The organism is Flavobacterium sp. GCM10023249 (assembly GCF_042653365.1).
Classification (GTDB): domain Bacteria; phylum Bacteroidota; class Bacteroidia; order Flavobacteriales; family Flavobacteriaceae; genus Flavobacterium.
The window spans coordinates 314,071-335,088 of the sequence record NZ_JBHSHZ010000006.1 but is presented as its reverse complement, the minus strand read 5'-3'; the positions used below and the strand labels follow the sequence as shown (position 1 = coordinate 335,088).

Below are 21,018 nucleotides of genomic sequence, written 5' to 3'. Positions count from 1 at the left end.
ATTATCGAGGTTGATGGTTCGCTTTAAGTAAATCGTTCACTGTTTTTACAGGGTTAAAAGTTTCAATCGGTACTTCGATGAAAAATGTTATCCAATTGGCCATACTTCCATTCCAAAGACCAGGTAATTCATAGGCTTTATATGTTTTTCCGTTTTTACTTTTTTCTACTATGAAGCCTGTTTCCGGATTGGTGAAATTCAATAAATCGAATTTTTTTCCTTTATGGTTTTTGATGCCACAAACTAAATCTACCGGGTTGAAATGTGTAGCACTTTTAAATAAATTAGCCTGTGTTTTATTGTCTAAATCGATTTGTGCTGATTCAACTATTTGCAATGAAATACTACCGTCTTTTTCTTTAACCCAAAATGGTCCGCCACCTGGTTCTTGTTCATTTTTCACCATACCGCACACTCGAATTGGTCGGTTTAAAATGGATTTGAGATGCTTAATTTTGCTCTCCGTTTTATAGTCTTCAAAACTCTTAGGGATGGCAATATTTAAGTTTTCGGTGATATATTTTGCGATTTTTTTGATATCCTGTTTAGATAATTCAGCTTTGTTTAATAGTTGAATTTGTTCAAAAATTTGCGATTGTTTTTCAATTAAAACACCACCTAAAGCCTTTTTGTACAATGCAATGGTGTTTAGGCTGTTGTGGCTTACGTTGTCAATGTTTTTGATAAAAATAATATCTGACTCTCGTTCGTTTAAATTATGAAGTAGAGCGCCATGACCACCGGGTCTAAAAATAATTTCGCCCTTACCATCTTTATTGGTTTCCAGTTTTTCATTTAGCGTAATGGAATCGGTTAAAGTATTTTGAACGGAAAAACTGTAGTCAATTTTCTTCTTGATTTCCTTTTTTGCTTTTTGAATAATGGTTTCAAAGTCTACTTTGTGCTCCTCTGAAATAGTGAAGTGTAGCGTTGCTTTCTCTTCGTTAGCACAGTACGCTAAAGCCTCTTTTAAATGTTCTTCAATTGGGGTAGCATTTATCCCTTCGTATTGATGGAAAGGAAGGATTCCTTTAGGTTTATCAATATAATTGAAATTTTTATCGGTTAATATCGTTGCGATAAAAAGATGATTCTTTCGGTCAATTGAAAAGGAGTTGAAATCAGGATAAGTTGATTTTAAATAGGTGTCTACTTCTCTGAAAAAGGGTAATTTATCCATGGCAACAATAAACGTTGAAAGTGAATTGTTTTTGGATCTATTGATGTAGCCATTTATGGTTTCAGTGGCTGGATTGTACTCTTGGATAAAATCGGTCAAAAATTTAAACATACGACTAGCTGCTCCAGATGCGGGAACAAATTTCTCCACTGTATATTGATGCATTTTAGTATCATAAACAGAGCTGAAATAGTCAAATTCGTTTTCAGACAGTTGGGTAATGCCATTGTTTAATGTGGCTGGTTTGTCTATGGTGATTTTCGAAACTCCGGATTTGATATTGTTAATTTGAGTAACGATGTAATCGATGTTTTTTTCTTGTTTATGAATTGCAATGAAATCGTGATTTGTCAGTCCGATTCTCTTTGCTTTTTCCAAATCAGTAACAATTTGAATCGCTTTTTGCAGGCGTTCTTCTTGGTTTCCGGATATTAAAATATAGGGCTTTTGATAATCGATTAATGCCTTCTCAAAAAGGACAAAAGAATTGTCTCGATATTCTTGACTGTCTCTTAATCCGTCGTCTTCCCAAGGTACATCAATGTCAGTAAGGAAAAACAAATCGTATTCATGCAACCGGGCGGCTTCTTCCAATTCGTCTGTACAGTGGTCATAATAGATGTCAGAGAAGACTTTGGTTACCAAAGAATTGGTGTCGCAAAAAAGGAATCGGTTGGCTTTTTCTAGAGCTTTGTTTTCCAGTTGAGTTTGACCAATAGCAATAGGCAACAAATCAGATTCGTCGCAAATCGCATTGAATTTTGTTAGTTTTTCTTGAAGATAATCCCTTGCAAATTCTTCAATCCATACGGTATTAAAATGTTCGGCCAATTGTCTGGCAAGAGTAGTCTTACCAGTGCTTTCAGGTCCGTAAAGAGTTACCTTTATAATTGAAGTCTCTTTTTGTCTAAGATCTTTCTCCATTCCAAATAAGCCGCTATGGCCAATAGTGTAAATATTAGATATTGTAACGAAAGCATCCCGAGTCCTCTATATGCATAAAGTGGAACTACTATGATGTCGCCGATAATCCACAAAGTCCAGTTTTCGATTTTCTTTTTGGCCATGTACCACATTCCGGTGAAGAAAATACCAGATGCAAAAATATCAAAATAATTTTCTGTTTTTATCTCGTATTCAAAGTATTTGTAAATCCCTATTACAACAAATAGTGTGAGTAAGAATAAAGCAATGCCGTAAAGTTTTTCTTTGGTATTGGTTCTGGTGATTTCCAATGCTTCCTCGTTTTTACCTCTGGACCAATTCCACCAGCCATAGATACTCATGACAGAGAAGTATAAATTGATCATCATATCTCCTAAGTATTCTGCTCTCCAAAGCAAATAAACACTAATCATTGTGGCGATGAGCCCGGTAGGGTATACTAAAATATTTTCCTTTTTAGCATACCAAACACTCAATATTCCAAAGATAAATGCGATGGCCTCTAAAAGTATTTGCCAAAGAGGAGTGTTTTTATAAGCATCAATAAAAAAATCGATCATGTTGGGTTATGGTTAAGAATTGAAAAAGTGAATGTCGTTTTCGAAAGCAGTTCCAATGACTACTAAATCTGCCCCAGCGGAAAAAGCATCATCAATACCTTGTTTCGAACGGATACCACCGCCAACTATAATAGGAATCTGAAGGTTTTGTGCTATTTTTTCAATCATTATTGTTGGAACGGCTTGTTGTGCTCCGCTGCCAGCTTCCAAATAAATTAATTTATTTCCTATATATTCACCGGCTTGGGCTGTTTGAAGTGCATAATCGGAGTTGTCTCTATTTAAAGGAGAGGTTTGGCTTACACGCTCAACTGCAGTTTGTTTGCCGCTTTCAATAAGGATGTAGCCTGTTGAAATTACTTCTAAATGTGTTTTTTTTAAAATGGGAACTGCATTTACCTGATGTTCAATTAGGTAGTCGGGGTTTCTTCCTGACAATAAGGTTAGGAATAAAATGGCATCGGCTTTGTCAGAAATCTGCGACGGATTACCTGGGAATAATACAATAGGTAAATCTGTCTTTTCTTTCAACAAGAGTATTAGTTCGTCTATGATGTTGCTTTCAACGCTACTTCCTCCCACAAAAATATGCGTAGCTGGTGATTGATTGATTTTTTCTACTAGTGAAGATAAAGAGTTCAGGTCAATTTTATCGGGGTCGAGTAAAATGGCCAATAACTTCCTTTTTTCCTTTTTGGCAGTTAGTATTTGTTGATAAATCATTTGCTTGTTCTTATTCTGTTGTAAAAATAGTTTTTTTAAGTGTATCATCTTCTGAATTGAAAAAGGATACGATTAAAATACTTTTCAGGATATGACTTTTGTCATGAAATAGGTTGACTTACAATGGTAATTTTGGAGTATAAAATAATAGAAATCATGACTTTATATCAAAAAACATTTCAGGACTTCGAGAGAGGGTATTTAGGGTTTACTACTTTGGCGATTATAGGGCAAAGTTGTTTGGGTGGAGCAGCTGCCATGTATATTTTGCAAAATGGAGTTTCGCTTTTACAAATGATACAATTGGCGTTTGTGGTGATTGCATGTAGTTTTGTAAACGGAGCGATTTTGTCACAGCAAAAACATAAATTAGTATTTGATTTGATTATTGCCAGTGTATTTATCAGTGTATTGGCTATTTTGGTTAATACTACTATTCTATAAGATTTTAATTAGTCGGCAAGAATAGCACAAACCCACATGTAATTTTCTGCCTCTTCAAACGAAATTTCGAATTTTTCAATTCGTGTGTTGAAGTGTAGTTCGGCTTTGCATTTTTTATCGGATAGAGAAAAAGGTTTTTCAAAAATATGTTCAGGAAAGCTTATTCCGGCTTCATTTTTCACTTTAAAAATCGCCTCCTTGGTTCCCCAAATCACGGTGGCTTTTTTCATTTGTTCTGATTCGGAAAGATTTTCTAAATGCCACATTTCCATAAAACGAGGAGCAATTCGCAGTACTTTTTCTTTCACTTGTTCGATGTCAATACCAATGTTTTCATTACTTATGGCTATAGCGGAAAAATCGAAGGAGTGGGAAATGGAAATATGTTTTCCGTCTTGTAAATGGGGTTTGCCGAATTCGTCGTACACTAAGTCATAATCATTATAACCACAATGTTGAAGAAGCATTCGTACGCTTAAAAAACCTTTTTGATGGCCTTCAGATTTCATGCTTTCCAGTCTTTTTAATGATGCTTCTTTCATAGTAACACAACGCAACAAATCGGTGTAATCTTCGGTTATTTTCCAAAGAAAAACGGTTGTTGAATCGTTAATGTGGTAGGTTTTAAAAAGCGGCATCTGTTATTTTATTGGATTTCAAAAGATTAGAAACTTAAACAATTCACAAAATAAGCAAAATGATTTAGGAAATAAAAAGGAAATGCTTAATTTTGCTGTCCGAAATTATTCGAATATAAAACAAATATAGAAATAGATGAGTACAACGACAATTCCATTTGTGGCTTACAAGGTAAAAGACATTAACCTTGCAGCTTGGGGAAGAAAAGAAATCGAATTAGCTGAGGCTGAAATGCCAGGTTTAATGGCACTTCGTGCTGAATATGGTGCAAGCCAACCGCTAAAAGGAGCTCGTATTGCAGGATGTTTACACATGACAATTCAAACTGCGGTTTTAATAGAAACATTAATTGCTTTAGGAGCTGAGGTTACTTGGTCTTCTTGTAATATTTTCTCGACTCAGGATCAGGCTGCTGCTGCAATCGCTGCTGCTGGAATTCAAGTATATGCTTGGAAAGGTCTTGATGAAGAATCTTTTGACTGGTGTATCGAACAAACATTATTCTTTGGTGAAGATAGAAAACCATTGAATATGATTTTAGATGATGGTGGAGATTTAACCAATATGGTTTTTGACCGTTACCCAGAATTAATTCCTGGGATTAAAGGTTTATCAGAAGAAACTACTACTGGTGTTCACCGTTTATACGAAAGAATGAAAAACGGAACATTGTTCATGCCGGCAATCAACGTAAATGATTCGGTTACTAAATCGAAATTTGATAACAAATACGGTTGTAAAGAATCTGCTGTAGATGCAATTCGTCGTGCAACTGACGTTATGTTAGCAGGTAAAAGAGTAGTGGTTTGTGGATACGGAGACGTAGGTAAAGGTACGGCGGCTTCTTTCCGTGGTGCTGGTTCTATTGTTACTGTGACTGAAATTGATCCAATTTGTGCTTTACAAGCTGCGATGGATGGTTTCGAAGTTAAAAAATTAGATACTGTAGTTGGTAATGCGGATATCGTAATTACAACAACAGGAAATAAAGATATCGTTGTAGGGAAACATTTCGAAGCAATGAAAGATAAAACTATCGTATGTAACATTGGTCACTTCGATAATGAAATCGATATGGCTTGGTTGAATAAAAACCATGGTTCAACGAAAACAGAAGTAAAACCACAAGTTGATATTTATAACGTAAACGGTAAAGATATCATTATCTTGGCTGAAGGACGTTTGGTAAACTTAGGATGTGCTACAGGTCACCCATCATTTGTAATGTCTAACTCGTTTACGAATCAAACATTAGCACAAATCGAATTGTGGACTAACTCTGCAGCATACAAAAACGAAGTATACATGTTACCTAAACATTTAGATGAGAAAGTAGCAGCGTTACACTTAGCTAAATTAGGAGTTGAATTAGAAACATTAAACAATGAGCAAGCTGCTTATATTGGTGTTGAAGTTCAAGGGCCATTTAAGCCTGAGTACTATAGATATTAATCCGATTTAACCTCGGTTTAAATATAAAAGCCGCTCTATTTAGAGCGGCTTTTTATTTTGAATGGCTATTATGCGTCAAATTTACGATCGTAATAATTTTTTAAAATAGGAATCTGAATAAATATCATTATTGCAGTTAATACTACGCTGTAAGTGGTTACTTTAGAAAACTCATACGATGTTGTTAGATTTTTGAAAGGAATAAATTCAATATGAGGAATCCAATTGCTTGTTGGTTTACTATCGTAAAAAATACTGAAGACAATCAATGCTAGTAGTATACTGATAATAATTAAAACTGTTTTTTTTGAAAGTAAAGGTTTATAGGTCGTTATTCTACTTGATTGTATTGCGGTTACCTGTGACAACACCTTTGATGTGAAATCAAACGAAGGAGTTTCCAAAGTCTGATCTTTCAACATTTTGTCGATTAATTTCTCGATGTGTTTATCTTCGTTCGTATTCATAATAATCTAAAATTTCAGGTTCTAATCTTCTTTTTAAAATGGTAGCCAATTTTTTTCGGGTTCTGAATAATTTTACTTTTACGTTATCAGTACTTAAGTTAAGAACTTTGGCTATTTCGTCTACTGATTGATCATCAAAATAATAAAGTGTAAGTAAAAAAGCTTCGTCACTTGCTAATTCCTCCAAGCAATCTTGTATGGCTTGGTTTCTTTCTTTTTCATCAATGTTGTCCAGAATTCCTTCGAATGTTTTGGTTTGATGTTCGCTAAAATCTTCAATATAGGCTACATTGTTTTGCTTCTTCTTTTTCTTTAATGCATCAAGGCATGTATTGTAGGTTATTTTATAAACCCAAGTTGAAAATTTGGATTCTCCTTTAAACTTGTTCAATGAGTTGAAAACTTTTATAAAGGTGTCTTGAGCAATTTCTTCGGCCTCTTCTTTGTTGTTGAGCATTTTTAAAGCCAAAGTATATACCATATCCTTATAACGATCCACTAAAGTAGCGAAACTATTCGTGTTGCCATTCAGGACTAAGTTGATATAATGCTGGTCTTCTATAAAAGTCATATAGAGGTAAGACGATAAAAAGTGTGTATCGGTTACAGTTTTATTGAAAAAATATTTTTTTAATTTTTTTGTAACCAAAACAGAAGACTTGTCGTCATAGCTTGTGAACATATCAATCAATATTAATTTTTAAATCAATCAATCATGTTAGGAGACATTTTAATTCCAATTAGTTTTTTTGCAGCCGTTTTCGGTGTTTTTTATCTTTATTTGTCAACACGCAATAGAGAGCGTTTGGCTCTTATCGAAAAAGGAGTAGATGCCAGTATTTTTATGCCAGGTGCTAAATCCAAATCTCCGTTTTACAAAGTAATTCTTTTAAATCTTGCATTATTGTTAATGGGAATCGGTGTGGGCACTTTTGTCGCATTATTGTTAACTACTTACACTTCTTTAAATCAAGATGGTGTTTATCCTGCTACAATTTTTACAATGGCTGGGGTATCGTTGTTTATTGGATTCAATATGACTAAAAAGTTAGACGAATAAATTGTAGTAACTCATCAATCACAATCATCACACGAGGCGCAGCCGAACTGTTTGGAGCGCAGCGGAAAAAATCAAAATCATGAACAAACAAATTATTACAATGGCTTCCCTTTTGATAGCATCATTAGGGACGACCAAAATGTTGGCTCAAGAGCAGCCTAAATCAGTATCGAATTACGACTATCACGCTGCATTTGGACCGAATTTTTATACCAAAAATGGTACTGAAACGCGCTCGGTAAGCGGACAGCCTGGAGCAAAGTATTGGCAAAACAGAGCAGATTATAAATTGACTGCGATTCTTAATGATGCCAAAAATGAAATTATTGGGACAGAAGTTTTGACCTACACTAATAATAGCCCTGATCAGATTTCTTTTTTGTGGATGAATGTTGATCAAAATCTCTTTAAAGAAGGTTCTCGTGGTAAATCGACTGTTTCTACGTCAGGGATGCTTTATGTGGATAAAGGACAAGTATTTGACGGTGGTCATAAGATTAAATCGGTTCGTGTAGTTTCTAATGCTAATGGAAAGACGGTTGAAAAGGAAGCGAAATTTGAAATTATAGATACTAGAATGCAAGTGTTTTTGCCTCAACAACTTCAGGCCAATGGTGGAAAGGTGACACTTAAAATTGATTTTTCATTTATCTCTCCGAATTTCGGTTCTAATCGAATGGGAGTGCATGAAACGCAAAACGGTAAGATATTCAACATGGCACAATGGTATCCGAGAATGTGTGTGTACGATGATGTAAAAGGATGGAATTCATTGCCTTATCTTGGTGCTGGAGAGTTTTATTTGGAATATGGTGATTTTGATATCGCTGTGACCGCTCCTTCAAATCATATTGTGGTGTGTTCAGGTGAATTAATGAATCCTTCGGAGGTGTATACTGCTGAACAACAAAAAAGATGGAAGCTGGCAGCTGATAGCGATAAAACGGTAACGATTCGTTCGGCTGAAGAAGTAACCAATAAGAATTCAAGACCTACGGGAACAACTTTAACTTGGCGTTTTAAAATTAAGAATGCACGTGATGTTTCTTGGTCTTCTTCCGCATCTTTCATAGTTGATGCTTCTAAAATTAATTTACCAAGCGGAAAAAAATCTATTGCGATTGCGGCTTATCCGGTTGAAAGTGCCGGTCAAGAAGCTTGGGGAAGAGCTACAGAGTATACCAAATATTCTGTTGAAAATTATTCGAAACGTTGGTTGGAGTATCCTTATCCTGCTGCAGTTAATGTAGCTAGTGGTAGCGCAGGAGGAATGGAATATCCTGGTATTGTTTTCTGTGACTGGAAGTATGGCGGTGAAGATTTATGGAGAGTTACGGATCATGAATTTGGTCATACATGGTTTCCAATGATTGTAGGATCTAATGAAAGAGTATTCGCGTGGATGGATGAAGGGTTGAATACATTTATTAATTCATTAAGTTCTGCTGATTTTAATCAAGGTGAATATAAAACTAGACCTAGAAATATGCATCGTGGGGCTAACTTTTTAACCAATCCAGATTTAGAACCGGTAATGACTGCTCCAGACGGAATGAAAGAACAGAATTTGGACGTTTTAGCTTATGAAAAACCTTCTTTAGGCTTAGTTATACTACGTGAGCAAGTTCTGGGAAGAGAACGTTTCGATAGAGCATTTAGAGTGTATATTGAACGTTGGGCTTTTAAGCATCCAACTCCAGATGATTTTTTCAGAACAATGGAAAATGTTACTGGTGAAGATTTGAGTTGGTTCTGGAGAGGTTGGTTCGTTAATAATTGGAGATTGGATCAAGGGATAACGAAAATTAAATACATTAAAAATAATCCAAAAAACGGTGCGTTGGTTTCTATTCAAAACTTGGAAAAAATGGCAATGCCGGTTGTTTTGGAAGTGAAAACGAAATCCGGTGCGGTAAGTCGAGTGCAGTTACCGGTTGAGGTTTGGCAACGTAACTCGGATTGGAAATTTAAATTGAATTCTTCAGAAGAAATTGCATCGATTACAATTGATCCTGATCGTGTTTTTCCTGATGTGAATGCAAGTAATAATGTATGGGAAGAAGGTAAAAGTGAATTGGAAAAAGAACCGATTTTAGACGCTTATTTAGGAAAGTTTTCAAGTAAACAGATTCCAATTAAACTTAATTTTACGAATGAAGATGGTACTCTGGTTGGTACACCTGAAGATGGCCAAGGTCCGGCACTTTCTTTTGAGGTAGCAGGAAAAGATAAATTTAAATCTGATGCCGCTGGTGTAGAACTTCAGTACAATGAATCTAAAAGCGAATTTACAATAAGTATGGGCGGTCAGAGTTTTTCGTTTGCCAGATACTAATTTTGATTATGAATTGGTTAAAACCCTTGCGATCCGTAGTTTCGGAGGTGAGGGTTTTTGATTTATAATTCTTTTGCTTATAGTACCATCAAGTTGCATCCTCGAATATCAGAATTATCAAATCGACCCAGTACTTCGAATGCGTTGTTGCCCACGATTTTTCCTAAATCTTGTGTTGCAATAAATGAACAGGAATTAATGTTGGCTAAATCTATAACGTTTACGCCACCTGTTTTGCCATTTTCGACATAACTCAGTGCATCTTCTGTGTCGCGAATAAGGATTTGCATCCAGGCAGGACATTCGAAAATGCCATCGCCCAAAGAATATGCTTGGGACAATAACTCGGTCATGCCATATTCAGAATGAATTTCGGATACGCCGAATCCTTCGCACAGTATAGAATGGAGCTCTTCTCGGATAATTTCCTTACGACGGCCTTTCATGCCGCCAGTTTCCATGATAATGGTATTTTTAAGGTTGAACTTCTGTTTTTCAATTAAATCCAATAACGCGTAGGTTACGCCAATGAGAATCACATTTTGGCCTTCTTTGTCTAATCGAATTAATTTATCAATCAATTCAACGTGGTTGTTTAGGTAAAATCCACTCTCTGGATTATTGGTTTGCTGAATCAAATCATCTACCATATAAATCAGCGACGATCCTTCTCTCTCCAAATAGGATGGAAGTAAAGCCAAAACTACATAGTCTTCTATCGATCCGTAGAATTGTCGAAATCCCAAGCGGTAACTATCTTCGTAAAATTCTAAATCAGTAACATAATGTTTGCTAGTATTCATCCCTGTAGTGCCACTACTGGTGAATGTGGTTTGAATGGGTGCTGTTGAACTTACAACTTCATGACTTTTAAAAAATTGAATCGGAAGAAAAGGGATTTCATCCAAACGTTTCACGTTGGTTTTGTCTTTTTTAAGGTATGTACAGAAATCTCGGTATACTGAATTGTTGTCGTACTGATAACGAAATATTTTCAGTGTGATTTTTTCAAATTCTTTTTTGGAACCAATATGGAATATGTCGGAAGTTGTTAACATGTGTCAAAAATACATAAAATAAAAAAGCCCTACAAAATGCAGGGCTTCTTAAAAATATGAAGATCAAATTATTTCACAATTAATTCTTTGATTTCGGTTTTCCCGCCTTCTTTGATTTTGATGGCATAGTTTCCTTTTTCAAATTTAGCCAAGTAGATAGGCGAGCCTACAGTGGTAGCTTTGTACACTTTTTCACCTTTGAAATTATAAATAGTTACTCTTTTTGGTACATAATTATCTGAAACTACATAAATGTGTTTTCCCATTTTTTTAGAATCGTAAGAAACAATTTTCAATCCTCCGATTGCATTTTTTGTCCATTTGCTTTCAATCACAGAAGCTTTTTTTCCTGTTTTAGGATTTTCTATAGAAGTTTCACCACCATTAAATGCGTTTGCTGTAACTGTAAGACTTAATACTAATAAAAGATAAATAGTTTTCATATTGATGTTTGTGTTATGTTTGTTGTTATTGATGATGTAAAAGTAATACTGGAATTTTATACTGAATAATTTAATCGCTAACAAAACTATTTACTCGATAAAAAGACACATTGTACTGAAAATGATTAGATTGTAGATTTTTTATCTAACTAATTTTAGTGATGCAGATCTGGTGTATTTGGGTACATTTTTATTGTAAACATAAAAAGCCTTGCTTCGTAGATTTGAAACAAGGCTTAAGTGATTGATAATGAATTATTTGTTTAATCGATTAAAAGGCGTAATGTGTCAGTTTTTCCTTCTTCGCTAATTTTTACCATGTAAATGCCTTTACTTAAAGAAGTAATATCAATAGGATTGTTTGTGGTTCTTTGTGCCAATACCATTTTTCCTAAGGTGTTGTATATTTCAATTTTTTTCTCTGCAAAGTTGTCTGAAGAAATAGTTACTTGAGATTTTGCTGGATTTGGATACATTTTCAGATTAGGAATAGTATGTTCATCTGTTCGTAATGTGTTGAATGAGAAACGAAAATTATCAACTTGCCATCTGCCATTGTTTCCGTTATAACCTCCTCCTGTTACAGAGGCATAAGCTGTATTGGTTGGTTGGGCAAATATAGAAACGATTCTAAAAGCAACATTTGGATTGTTATCACAAGTTGCAGGCAGGTTAAATGATTTAGAGATGAAGGTTGTAAGTAAATCACCATTGTTGTTTCCTAGAGTAATCCAGTTGGTGCCGTCGACAGTGTATTCATAACGTTGCCATTTAGAGGATTGGTTGGTTCCTGAAACTTCAAAAGAGACTGTTATGCCATTGTAGCCTACGGTACTGGTTGCGAATCGATATCCTGCGGTTCCTGAGGCTGAAGTGTCACCAGGAAAGGTTGTGATGCTATAGGATAGTCCTGGGTTTCCAGTAGGATATGCAGTCGAGGATGGGGTTGTTCCTCCTATTATTGTTAGTGTGCCTGTTCCAGTAGAAGGAGTAGTTGAGCTGGAATCAAAATTCCATTGCGTCAAAGTGGTTTGCGCGTTGAGGGATAGACCCAATAAGGTCATGAATACAATGAAGTAATTTTTTTTCATAGGACAAAAGGTTAAATGTTTGGAGTAAATTTAGGTAGGTGAGTTAATTGTAAGAAATTTAATGGATGATAAGTAGATTTTATCGTTTATAAGCACAAAAAAAGCGTCAACTTTTATGTTGACGCTTTTTAAAAGCTATAAAATAGCGAAGTTTTATTTATTCAATCACTAATTTTCTAGTAGCTGTTTTTCCTTCTTCGTTGATTTTTACAACATAAACACCTTTAGTCAAACCAGAAACATTTATAGAAGAATTGGTCACTTTAGTGTTTACTACCATTTTACCTAAAACGTCATAAATTTCAACATTTTTAGTAGCAAAGCTGTCCGAAGTTATGTTTAAGTAAGTCTTAGCAGGGTTAGGGTAAACTTGTAAACCTGCAATATCATCGAATTTGTCTTTTGCTAAGGTTAATTCGCTTAGAGATCTTGCAGTTATTCTAGCTACTCCATTGTTTTCACTAACAATTCCAATGAAGTTAGTTGGTCCAACTGGGATTACAGTTCCAATATAATCAACCTCAGTTGCACTGAAAAGAGTTCTGAAAGTCAACGAATTTGGATCTGTAGTAGCATAGTCAGTGTTTACAATAAACGTTACATTACCATCACCAGCAGTAAAAGTCACTCCATTCATACGTACTAATTCACTTTCGTAAGCATCAATGTTACCAACAATATCATTAGCTGTTACTAATTGTGGTGTTATTGTATTTCCAGTTGAAGGTTTAGTTGCATTTTGGTTTGGAACTAATTCCAATACACCATTGAAGTTAATTATTTGACCTCTAAGGCTTGAAATTCCATCTCCAATTATAAATGGAGTTGAAATTGAAGCAGCGTTGTCGTCTATTAAGATTCCTGCGGTAGCATCTTGAACATATTTTTGGTTTCTTGTAGTTCTTGTGAAAGATACTAATGCTTCACCGGTAAAATTTACCCAGTTATTTACTCCAACTGCTCTTGCAGCAGCAATGGTTGATACGTTGTTGTAGCTTGATACAGTGAATGTAACTGTTGCATTTTGTGCTGGAACGATTGGGTTGTGAGCATTGTCAACAAGTTCAACGTAAACAGTGTAAGATCCTGGAGTTGTAGGGATTATAATTGGTGTAGTGTCGTATTTCATTACAACAGGGCCCCCGTTAACTGTATAGTGAATGTGGCCATCGCCTGTTCCATTAGCTACGTTGAAATTTGCAACAAATAAATCTACATTTTGAAGTGTTGTTTCTGGAGAAAATGCAGTTCCATTTGTAGGGGTTGTAATTACAATATCTGGTGCGGAACTACATGGCGCTAGAGTGGTAGCTGTATTTCTTGCAGAAGGAGTCAATTCTACAAAATCATTTGCATTATTGTCTGTGTCTGTACAACCGCTAGTAAGTCTTGTTGCTGAAGTTGTATTTGTCAATGCAACACCGGTATTTTGACCTTCAAAACCATTAGGTGTTGATCCAAAACCGACTTTGTCGATAATTTGTGAACCTGTTGGGTTTGTTCCTGTCTGTGCTGTTGTAACATTCACTAAAATAACTTTTCCGTTTGAACCACTCATGTTGATGGTTCCAGTGGCATCTGGGGTTGGTAAAGCGGATCCATTTGTTGTTCCTCCTGCTTCTTGAATTAAATAATATTGGCCTGGCTGTAATACAACACTAGTCAAATTGGTAACAGCCCAAGCTGTTCCTGTTGCGGACGCATATTGTACAGACCATCCTGTTAAGTCTTGAGCCACACTTCCTCTGTTGAAGATTTCAATAAAGTCGTTTTGGTAAGTAGCTCCAGCGTTGTTACCGGATCCGTAAACTTGGCTGATTACGATTTGCGCATTTGCAAATAATGTCGAAAACAACGTTATGATGAACGCTAAGTAAATTTTTTTCATTGTTTTTTGTTTAAAAATTGGATAACAAATATAACAAGTAATTTCTTTATCAAAAAAGAAATGATGTAAATAAAACTTAAAGTTTTAAGAAAAATGTAAAGAAGTAAGTAACTACTTTATAATTAGTTTACGAGTGGCACGTAAATCTCCTTCTTTGATTTTAATGATGTATACTCCAGGAGTTAATGATGCTACACTTAGCTCTTTTCCTGAAATAGTGGCCTGCATCACCCTTTTTCCCAACACGTCAAAAATTTCGATGTCTTTTGGGGCTGTTGTTTTGGAGGTAATATATACTCTGTCATTTACCACAGGATTCGGGTAAATGTTCAAGTTTTCAAAGGGTTGTTCTTGGATCTTAGAATTCAATGTGCCATCCTTACTTTCCTGAGCACTTGCGTTCAGAGAAAATAGAAGTAGCAGAGATGTAATATAAAAGTATTTTTTTACCATTGAATCGAATTGAATTGTAAAGATATAAAAAATATTTCAAATAGTATACCAAAAAAAATGCCCCAATGATTTGGAGCATTTTTTGTATAACGTATGTTTGATTATTGTATTAAATTGATGCCATCAACCGTGCTCCAAGCACCAGTCGTAAGGCTAGCTCCTGATGTTGAAGAAACTGTAGTGTATTGTCCAGAAGGGAATGCCACTGTAAAAGAAGCACCAGCTCCAGTTTGAGGTGTTGAACCAACGATTTTAACGTCAGTCAATTTAATTTTAGAAGCATTAACTTGGTTGTTGTTGGTTGCTGCGTCTTGAATTCTTACCGCTACGGCATTTGTGTCATTATAACCTTCAATCCAGATGTTACTGAATTCACCATTACCTTCTTTTTTGAATTGGATAGCATCATATTCTACAGAAGCGTTTTCGGTTAATGTACCAGCAGCTCTTTTTAAAGTAATGTTAGTAACTTTTGGCCAGAAAGCATTATTTACTGATTTTGCTTCTACTTCCATACCGAAGTTTCCTGTTCCTGTTTGGTAAGCATACCAGTTGGTATTGTTTTGGCCTCTCCATCCATCTTGCCAGTCGAATGAATCGTCAGTATTTCCAAAAGCGATAATGTTACTTGCGCTTACAGTTCCTCCGTAAAATTCGAACCCGTCATCAGAACCTTTGTAAGCAACTAAGTTTTCTAAAACTGTTCCGCTTCCAACTGCATAAAAAGAGAATGCATTCAATTCTTTTGTTCCGTCAGCAATTTTTCTTCCAGCATATTCTACACGTACATATTTCAATGTTCCGCTGTTATCTGCTGCAACTGTTCCGCCATAAGTTGTACTTGTTCCGTCTTCAGATGTAGCAGTTGTTGCGCTTGTTGAAGGAACAACTGGTGCATCTCCATACATAACGATTCCACCCCAAGAACCCGCTAATTTTGTAGTTGATGTACAGATGATTGGCTCTGCAGGTGTTCCGATCATGATTAATTTTCCTCCTTTTTCAACAGTTAAAGTGATCAAGCCGTTAGCATCTTGAGCTGTTAAAACTGATCCTGCTTCTATTGTTAAAGTAGCGCCAGATTTTACTCTCACTGAACTTGTTAAAGTATAATTTCCTTTTACATACGTTTTGTTTGTAGTAATATCTCCAGAAATTTCCCCAGTTACTGGTTCTACTGAAGAATCGTCATCACTTGAAGTACAACCTGTAAAAAGTGTAGCTAAAATTGAAAGACTTAAGATTAATTTTTTCATGGTGTTGTCTGTTTTAATTTACTGATACAAAACTAGTTTGATTGTTTTTTTTTATGGTTATCAGAAAATTATTGAATTGTTATACTTTGTGTATTTTGTTTAAACTCTACGTTAAGTTTGTTAACTTTTTAAAAAGTGTAACCAATTGTCAATCCGAAACCGGTTCCTTTTTTGTACTGACGAACCGTTAAGTCGTTTTCGTATATGGTTACTTTGCTGTTATCGCCCATTACTCTTTTGAAATTTGGGTTCAAGATGTTGTCAATAGATAATTTCGCTTCTAAATTTTTGGAGAATTTACTGGTCCATACAAAGTCTAGTTTTTGGAATGGTTTTTCGTAAATGTGATCCAGATTCGAAGTTCCAACAGCATAAATTCTGTCACCTGTTACACCATACACTAAAGTCACAGTGTTTTTCATCTCTTCGTTGAATTGGAATTCATACTTTAAATCGGAATTAATTACCCAATCCGCCGCACCTTGCAGTTTTCTTGTGTCTGAATTTTCAGCAGGGTTATTGATTTTGTCTACTTTTACTTTGGTATTCATCAATGAAGTATTGAATCCGAAAGTGAATTTGTCTAAAACTGGACTTATGCGTTTTAATTGTAACAATAACTCTAATTCTGCTCCGAAAATGGTAGCACTTTTTGAATTGTCGAATGTGGTGATTTGACCACCGCTACTTGCACTTTGTACAAAGATTCTTTCGATTGGATTCTGAATTTGTTTTCCGAAAACGCCAATAGCAAGCATTTCGTTTTCTTTTGGGAAGATTTCGTATTTCAAATCGAAATTCAAATTGTCAGTGTTTTTCAAGGATTTCCAGTTTTGTTGAGATTGGAAAACAGTTCTAGCTAATGGATAGTTTCCTAATACAACCGTACCGTCTGCGTTTAAGTATTCTATAGGAAGAAGTTCCGCTGAAGCTGGCCTTGTGATTGTTTTTGAAGCAGCAAAACGTAAATTGCTTTTATCGTTTAAGCTGTATTTTGTATTTACCGATGGTAAGAAGTCAATGTTGTCTTCGGTTAATTTAGAGAAGGGACTATTGATTCCGTATCCTAAACGTCTGAATTTGATTTCTCTTAAAGATTTTTCTACACGTAAACCTCCGTTGATTTCCCATTTTTCACCAAAATTCCAAAATAAATTAGCATATCCTGATTGTACATTTTGGTATAATTTTGATTTGTAATCTTCATTTGAGGTCTCCGTAAAATTGATAATTCCATTTTGCACTGCATTGGCTACCACTCCTTCAATGTTATTTAAGCTTGTAGTAAACTGAGGTAATCCTGATGAAATTGGTTTTCCGAATAAGAAACGGTACGATGAGATTTCTTCATTACTGAATCCGTTATATCCTACAGATAATTTGTTTTCTTTACCACTTTCTGTAGTATTTAGTTTTACGTTGTATTCTAACATGCCTGAAAAGAAACGATCACCTGAAATATCCAAATATTGTCTGATTAAGTTGTTTCCTCCAAAACTCGCAGTGATTTGATCTTCACCGTTCAATTCACCTACGACGAATTTTCTGTCCGGTTGTCCAAATTTGGTTTTTACAAATGAAAATCCACCTTTTAATGTGTGCTTTTTGTCTTCTGTTAAATCATAATTTCCGATGATTTGGTTGTTCCAGTATTGTGTTTCTTCAAATTGATTCATTCGAATAATCATATTTGGCTTGTTTGCCTGACTATTGGTATAACCGAACTGATCGTCGATTCTAGATGATGTTGCTCTTAGAAGGAATGAATTAAAGCCAATTCCGAAACGATTAGTTTTGTATTTTACACTTGCCAATCCTGAAACTGTTGTTTTGAAATCATAAGAAGTAGTGAACAAATTGTTATCATAATTTCCTTGGCCGAAATTGAAAGTGCGTTCCACTCCTTTTCTGATTACATACGCATTGTCTTGATTAACAGATACAATATAATTCAAACTGTTGTCGCCTACTTTTACTTTGTTGGCGTGTAAAAAACCTAAGTTGGTATTAATTGGACTAGAAGATTTATCTGCATTCCAATTGCTGTTTTTGCTATAATCTGAATATTGCGACGGACTCATTACTACGCCAGAAGGTCTCCCTCCAAAATAACCCGGTAAAACTTTATCATCTCCATTCAATCCTAAAAATCCTTGTGTTGTATTAGCGTCTTCAGATAATAGGAAATCTTGACCGTTGTTGTTGGTTACATAACTAAAACCTGAAGTGATTTTAGTGATGTTGTTTTTAGGTTGTGAAGTTTCGATGTTGATAGTTGCTCCTGCAAAATCTCCCGAAATGTTTGGGTTGAAAGTTTTATATACATTCAATACACCAACAATGTCAGTAGGAAATAAATCGGTTGGAATGATTTTTTTGAACGGACTGTTTGATGGCGCTTGTAAATCATTAATCAATAAGTTGTTGTAGCGATCTTCTAAACCACGAACGAATAATCCGCGTCCATCTACTTTAGCTATTCCTGTTATTTTAGTCAATCCCTCCTCTACATCACTAACTCCTTTTCTAGACATTTCTTGCGCACCGATACTTTGTTTGATTTCTACGGCTTTCTTTTGTTCTAAAAGTAAAGCTGTTTCTTTCTCACGATTTATGGTTGACTTGATTACGACATCTTCAAGAGTAACGCTTCCTGATCCAATAGATTCGTTGATGATTTTGTTTTCGCCTTGAGCAATAGAAAATTGAACTTCTTTGGATTCGTAACCTAAAAAGCTGAAAATTGCAGTATGTGTTCCAGCTGGAATTTCTAATATGTATTTTCCGTCGATATCTGTAGTTACACCTAATGATTTTCCTTTAATGGTTACATTGGCAAACGGAAGAGGTTCTCCTTTTAAGTCTTTATCTGACACCACACCAGATATAGTGGTTTTTTGTGAAAAACCTACTAAAGAGAATAGTAAGAACAAAAATGTTAATTTAAGTTTCATTGAGTAGCTGTGTTTAATTTTGGTGCAAAGGAATGTTAGCAAAGTAAAGATTGTGTTAATTGGAAGTTACTTTTTGGTTTTCATTATGTTTCGGGAATGTTAAGAGATTAAATTTGCGTAATCACAATATTTTCTTTCAAATATTGTCTACTTTTACGTCAAATAAACAATCGAGCTCTTTGTATGAAAAAGAAGGATATTAAGATTCTTTTAGTTGATGATGAGGTAGATATCCTGGAAATTGTAGGATATAACTTAACACAAGAAGGTTATCAGATCTTTACGGCTGATAACGGAAAGAAAGCCGTTGAAAAGGCTAAAAAACATCTTCCACATTTAATTATTATGGATGTCATGATGCCGGAAATGGACGGGATGGAAGCTTGTGAAAATATTAGAAAAATCCCCGAATTAAGTCAAACCATTATTACATTCCTAACGGCTCGTAGTGAAGATTATTCACAAGTTGCAGGATTTGATGCCGGAGCAGATGATTATATCACGAAGCCAATCAAACCAAAAGTATTGGTGAGTAAGGTGAAAGCATTACTTCGTAGATTAAAAGAAGATGAAGCGGCAAGTGATAGTTTGAATGTAGGAGGCATTGAAATCAATCGTGAAGAATATAAGATTCATAAAGACGGTGAAGAAATCATTCTTCCACGTAAAGAATTTGAATTATTCTATTTGTTGGCTTCCAAACCCGGTAAAGTTTTCAAGAGAGAAGAAATTTTAGATAAAGTTTGGGGGAATGAAGTTGTAGTTGGTGGGCGTACTATAGATGTGCACATTAGAAAACTTCGTGAAAAAATTGGAGAAGAGTTATTCAAAACAATTAAAGGAGTAGGTTATAAATTTGAATTTTAATGAGTATCAATTTTAAGAAGACGTATAAGTTTGCTGTAAAATCGGCAATGTATATAGGATTGTTTTCTTCTGGATTTGTTACCATTTTGTCCTATTTCTTTTTTGCAATAAACTTGGCTTTCAGTATAGTTTTTGGTATTTCAATTTTTATCTTTTCTTTTTTTGTACTGCAATACCGTGTTGAACATTTTATCTATAGAAGAGTCAAAAAGATTTATGATGATATTTCCTTTTTGGATTCTGCCGAATTCAGAAGTCAGCCAATTACCACAGATATGGCAACGTTAACTAAACAAGTTAAGAAGTTTGCTACCGATAAGAAGTTGGAAATCGAAATGCTTAAAGACCGTGAAGAATACCGACGCGAGTTTTTAGGAAATGTTTCGCACGAACTAAAAACACCACTTTTTACGGTTCAAGGTTATATATCAACTTTGCTTGACGGTGCACATAAGGATAAAGTTTTGCGAAAAAAATACTTGGAACGTGCCGAAAAAGGAGTTGAACGTTTGGTATATATCGTTGAAGATCTCGACATGATTTCCAAGCTTGAAATGGGTGACGAGAGTCTTGAAATGGTTGAATTCGATATGGTTGATTTGGCTCAGAATGTAATGGATTTGTTAGAGATTAAAGCCAATAAAAAAGATATTACGTTAAGTTTCGATTCTAAATATTATAAGCCAATTATGGTTTTGGCTGATTTTGAAAAAATTCAGCAGGTAATGTTGAACTTGGTTATGAATTCTATCAAATATGGAAAAGAGGGTGGTTCAACAGAAATAGGTATCGAAGATTTAACCAATAATAAAGTAATCATTCGTGTAAGCGATAACGGCGAAGGAATTGAGCCGCAAAATATACCGCGTTTGTTTGAACGATTCTTCAGAGTAGATAAGAGTGGAGCAAGAAGTGAAGGTGGTTCCGGACTCGGATTGTCTATTGTTAAGCATATTATAGAAGCACATGATGAAAAAATTTACGTCCAAAGTAAATTTGGTAAAGGCTCAGAATTTTCATTTACGTTAGAAAAAGTGTAAAATTTTTGGTTTTTTAGACTATAAAATTGAAAAAAAAATCGAATTGATGTCAAGTTGTTGAATTTGAATCAATTCGGTTTTTTTGTTGCTTTTTTCAATGTTACGAAATTGTTAAGCAAAAGTTTTTTTATTGTAAATTAATAATCTATATTTGATTAATTAA

Annotated in this window: 19 protein-coding genes; 6 read left to right on the top strand and 13 right to left on the bottom strand. The window is 35.0% G+C overall.

The window, feature by feature from the left end:
• Position 1: 1 nt before the first annotated feature.
• From ACFO7M_RS03085 to ACFO7M_RS03075, 3 genes are read right to left on the bottom strand one after another with little or no spacing between them, the layout of a single operon-like run.
• Positions 2 to 2,104, bottom strand: a complete 2,103-nt coding sequence (locus ACFO7M_RS03085; protein ID WP_379718205.1) for a DUF4301 family protein — start codon at positions 2,102 to 2,104, stop codon at positions 2 to 4.
• The gene (gene pnuC, locus ACFO7M_RS03080) at positions 2,065 to 2,685 is read right to left on the bottom strand and encodes a nicotinamide riboside transporter PnuC (RefSeq protein ID WP_379718207.1); all 621 of its coding nucleotides are present in this window, start codon (positions 2,683 to 2,685) and stop codon (positions 2,065 to 2,067) included. The genes ACFO7M_RS03085 and pnuC overlap by 40 nt, the downstream gene beginning before the upstream one ends.
• 12 nt (positions 2,686 to 2,697) lie before the next feature.
• Positions 2,698 to 3,456 (bottom strand): geranylgeranylglyceryl/heptaprenylglyceryl phosphate synthase, encoded by a 759-nt coding sequence (locus tag ACFO7M_RS03075; RefSeq protein ID WP_379718209.1) that lies wholly within the window; start codon positions 3,454 to 3,456, stop codon positions 2,698 to 2,700.
• A 108-nt stretch (positions 3,457 to 3,564) separates the two neighbouring features.
• Here ACFO7M_RS03075 and ACFO7M_RS03070 point away from each other — a divergent pair, with 108 nt between their 5' ends.
• Positions 3,565 to 3,852, top strand: coding sequence for a hypothetical protein (locus ACFO7M_RS03070; RefSeq protein WP_379718211.1), 288 nt, complete (start codon positions 3,565 to 3,567; stop codon positions 3,850 to 3,852).
• A gap of 8 nt (positions 3,853 to 3,860) precedes the next feature.
• Here ACFO7M_RS03070 and ACFO7M_RS03065 read toward each other — a convergent pair whose 3' ends face one another.
• On the bottom strand, positions 3,861 to 4,490 hold the full coding sequence (locus ACFO7M_RS03065) for a 4'-phosphopantetheinyl transferase family protein (RefSeq protein ID WP_379718213.1): 630 nt from the start codon (positions 4,488 to 4,490) through the stop codon (positions 3,861 to 3,863).
• A 136-nt stretch (positions 4,491 to 4,626) separates the two neighbouring features.
• Here ACFO7M_RS03065 and ahcY point away from each other — a divergent pair, with 136 nt between their 5' ends.
• Positions 4,627 to 5,943: an adenosylhomocysteinase gene (ahcY, locus tag ACFO7M_RS03060; RefSeq protein WP_379718215.1), complete on the top strand. Its 1,317-nt coding sequence runs from the start codon at positions 4,627 to 4,629 to the stop codon at positions 5,941 to 5,943.
• A gap of 68 nt (positions 5,944 to 6,011) precedes the next feature.
• Here the strand turns inward: ahcY and ACFO7M_RS03055 are convergent, their stop codons facing one another.
• Both ACFO7M_RS03055 and ACFO7M_RS03050 read right to left on the bottom strand, forming a co-directional pair.
• On the bottom strand, positions 6,012 to 6,410 hold the full coding sequence (locus ACFO7M_RS03055) for a hypothetical protein (RefSeq protein WP_379733973.1): 399 nt from the start codon (positions 6,408 to 6,410) through the stop codon (positions 6,012 to 6,014).
• Positions 6,391 to 7,092 carry an RNA polymerase sigma factor gene (locus ACFO7M_RS03050; protein ID WP_379733971.1) on the bottom strand — a complete coding sequence of 234 codons (702 nt, stop codon included), beginning with the start codon at positions 7,090 to 7,092 and terminating at the stop codon, positions 6,391 to 6,393. Before ACFO7M_RS03050 ends, ACFO7M_RS03055 begins: the two co-directional genes overlap by 20 nt.
• Positions 7,093 to 7,125: 33 nt before the next feature.
• On the opposite strand from ACFO7M_RS03050, the gene ACFO7M_RS03045 reads away from it, so the two are divergent.
• Both ACFO7M_RS03045 and ACFO7M_RS03040 read left to right on the top strand, forming a co-directional pair.
• The gene (locus tag ACFO7M_RS03045) at positions 7,126 to 7,470 is read left to right on the top strand and encodes a DUF6249 domain-containing protein (protein ID WP_379718221.1); all 345 of its coding nucleotides are present in this window, start codon (positions 7,126 to 7,128) and stop codon (positions 7,468 to 7,470) included.
• Between the two features lie 79 nt (positions 7,471 to 7,549).
• On the top strand, positions 7,550 to 9,805 hold the full coding sequence (locus ACFO7M_RS03040) for a M1 family metallopeptidase (protein WP_379733970.1): 2,256 nt from the start codon (positions 7,550 to 7,552) through the stop codon (positions 9,803 to 9,805).
• Positions 9,806 to 9,882: 77 nt separating this feature from the next.
• Here the strand turns inward: ACFO7M_RS03040 and ACFO7M_RS03035 are convergent, their stop codons facing one another.
• The 7 genes from ACFO7M_RS03035 to ACFO7M_RS03005 all read right to left on the bottom strand — a co-directional run bounded on the left by ACFO7M_RS03035 (position 9,883) and on the right by ACFO7M_RS03005 (position 18,948).
• A complete protein-coding gene (locus tag ACFO7M_RS03035) occupies positions 9,883 to 10,863 on the bottom strand; it encodes an acyl transferase (RefSeq protein ID WP_379733968.1) in 981 nt (326 codons plus the stop codon).
• A gap of 68 nt (positions 10,864 to 10,931) precedes the next feature.
• A complete protein-coding gene (locus ACFO7M_RS03030) occupies positions 10,932 to 11,306 on the bottom strand; it encodes a T9SS type A sorting domain-containing protein (protein WP_379733966.1) in 375 nt (124 codons plus the stop codon).
• A gap of 263 nt (positions 11,307 to 11,569) precedes the next feature.
• Positions 11,570 to 12,397: a T9SS type A sorting domain-containing protein gene (locus ACFO7M_RS03025; protein ID WP_379733964.1), complete on the bottom strand. Its 828-nt coding sequence runs from the start codon at positions 12,395 to 12,397 to the stop codon at positions 11,570 to 11,572.
• A 157-nt stretch (positions 12,398 to 12,554) separates the two neighbouring features.
• Positions 12,555 to 14,285 (bottom strand): T9SS type A sorting domain-containing protein, encoded by a 1,731-nt coding sequence (locus ACFO7M_RS03020; protein ID WP_379733962.1) that lies wholly within the window; start codon positions 14,283 to 14,285, stop codon positions 12,555 to 12,557.
• 111 nt (positions 14,286 to 14,396) lie between these two features.
• Complete coding sequence (locus ACFO7M_RS03015; protein ID WP_379718233.1) at positions 14,397 to 14,738, bottom strand: T9SS type A sorting domain-containing protein; 342 nt, start codon at positions 14,736 to 14,738, stop codon at positions 14,397 to 14,399.
• Positions 14,739 to 14,839: 101 nt separating this feature from the next.
• Complete coding sequence (locus ACFO7M_RS03010; RefSeq protein WP_379733961.1) at positions 14,840 to 15,994, bottom strand: hypothetical protein; 1,155 nt, start codon at positions 15,992 to 15,994, stop codon at positions 14,840 to 14,842.
• Between the two features lie 128 nt (positions 15,995 to 16,122).
• On the bottom strand, positions 16,123 to 18,948 hold the full coding sequence (locus tag ACFO7M_RS03005) for a TonB-dependent receptor (RefSeq protein ID WP_379733959.1): 2,826 nt from the start codon (positions 18,946 to 18,948) through the stop codon (positions 16,123 to 16,125).
• A 183-nt stretch (positions 18,949 to 19,131) separates the two neighbouring features.
• On the opposite strand from ACFO7M_RS03005, the gene ACFO7M_RS03000 reads away from it, so the two are divergent.
• Together ACFO7M_RS03000 and ACFO7M_RS02995 are read left to right on the top strand one after the other, a co-directional pair.
• Positions 19,132 to 19,815, top strand: a complete 684-nt coding sequence (locus ACFO7M_RS03000) for a response regulator transcription factor (RefSeq protein ID WP_379718239.1) — start codon at positions 19,132 to 19,134, stop codon at positions 19,813 to 19,815.
• Positions 19,815 to 20,855 carry a sensor histidine kinase gene (locus ACFO7M_RS02995; protein ID WP_379733958.1) on the top strand — a complete coding sequence of 347 codons (1,041 nt, stop codon included), beginning with the start codon at positions 19,815 to 19,817 and terminating at the stop codon, positions 20,853 to 20,855. The genes ACFO7M_RS03000 and ACFO7M_RS02995 overlap by 1 nt, the downstream gene beginning before the upstream one ends.
• Positions 20,856 to 21,018: the final 163 nt, after the last annotated feature.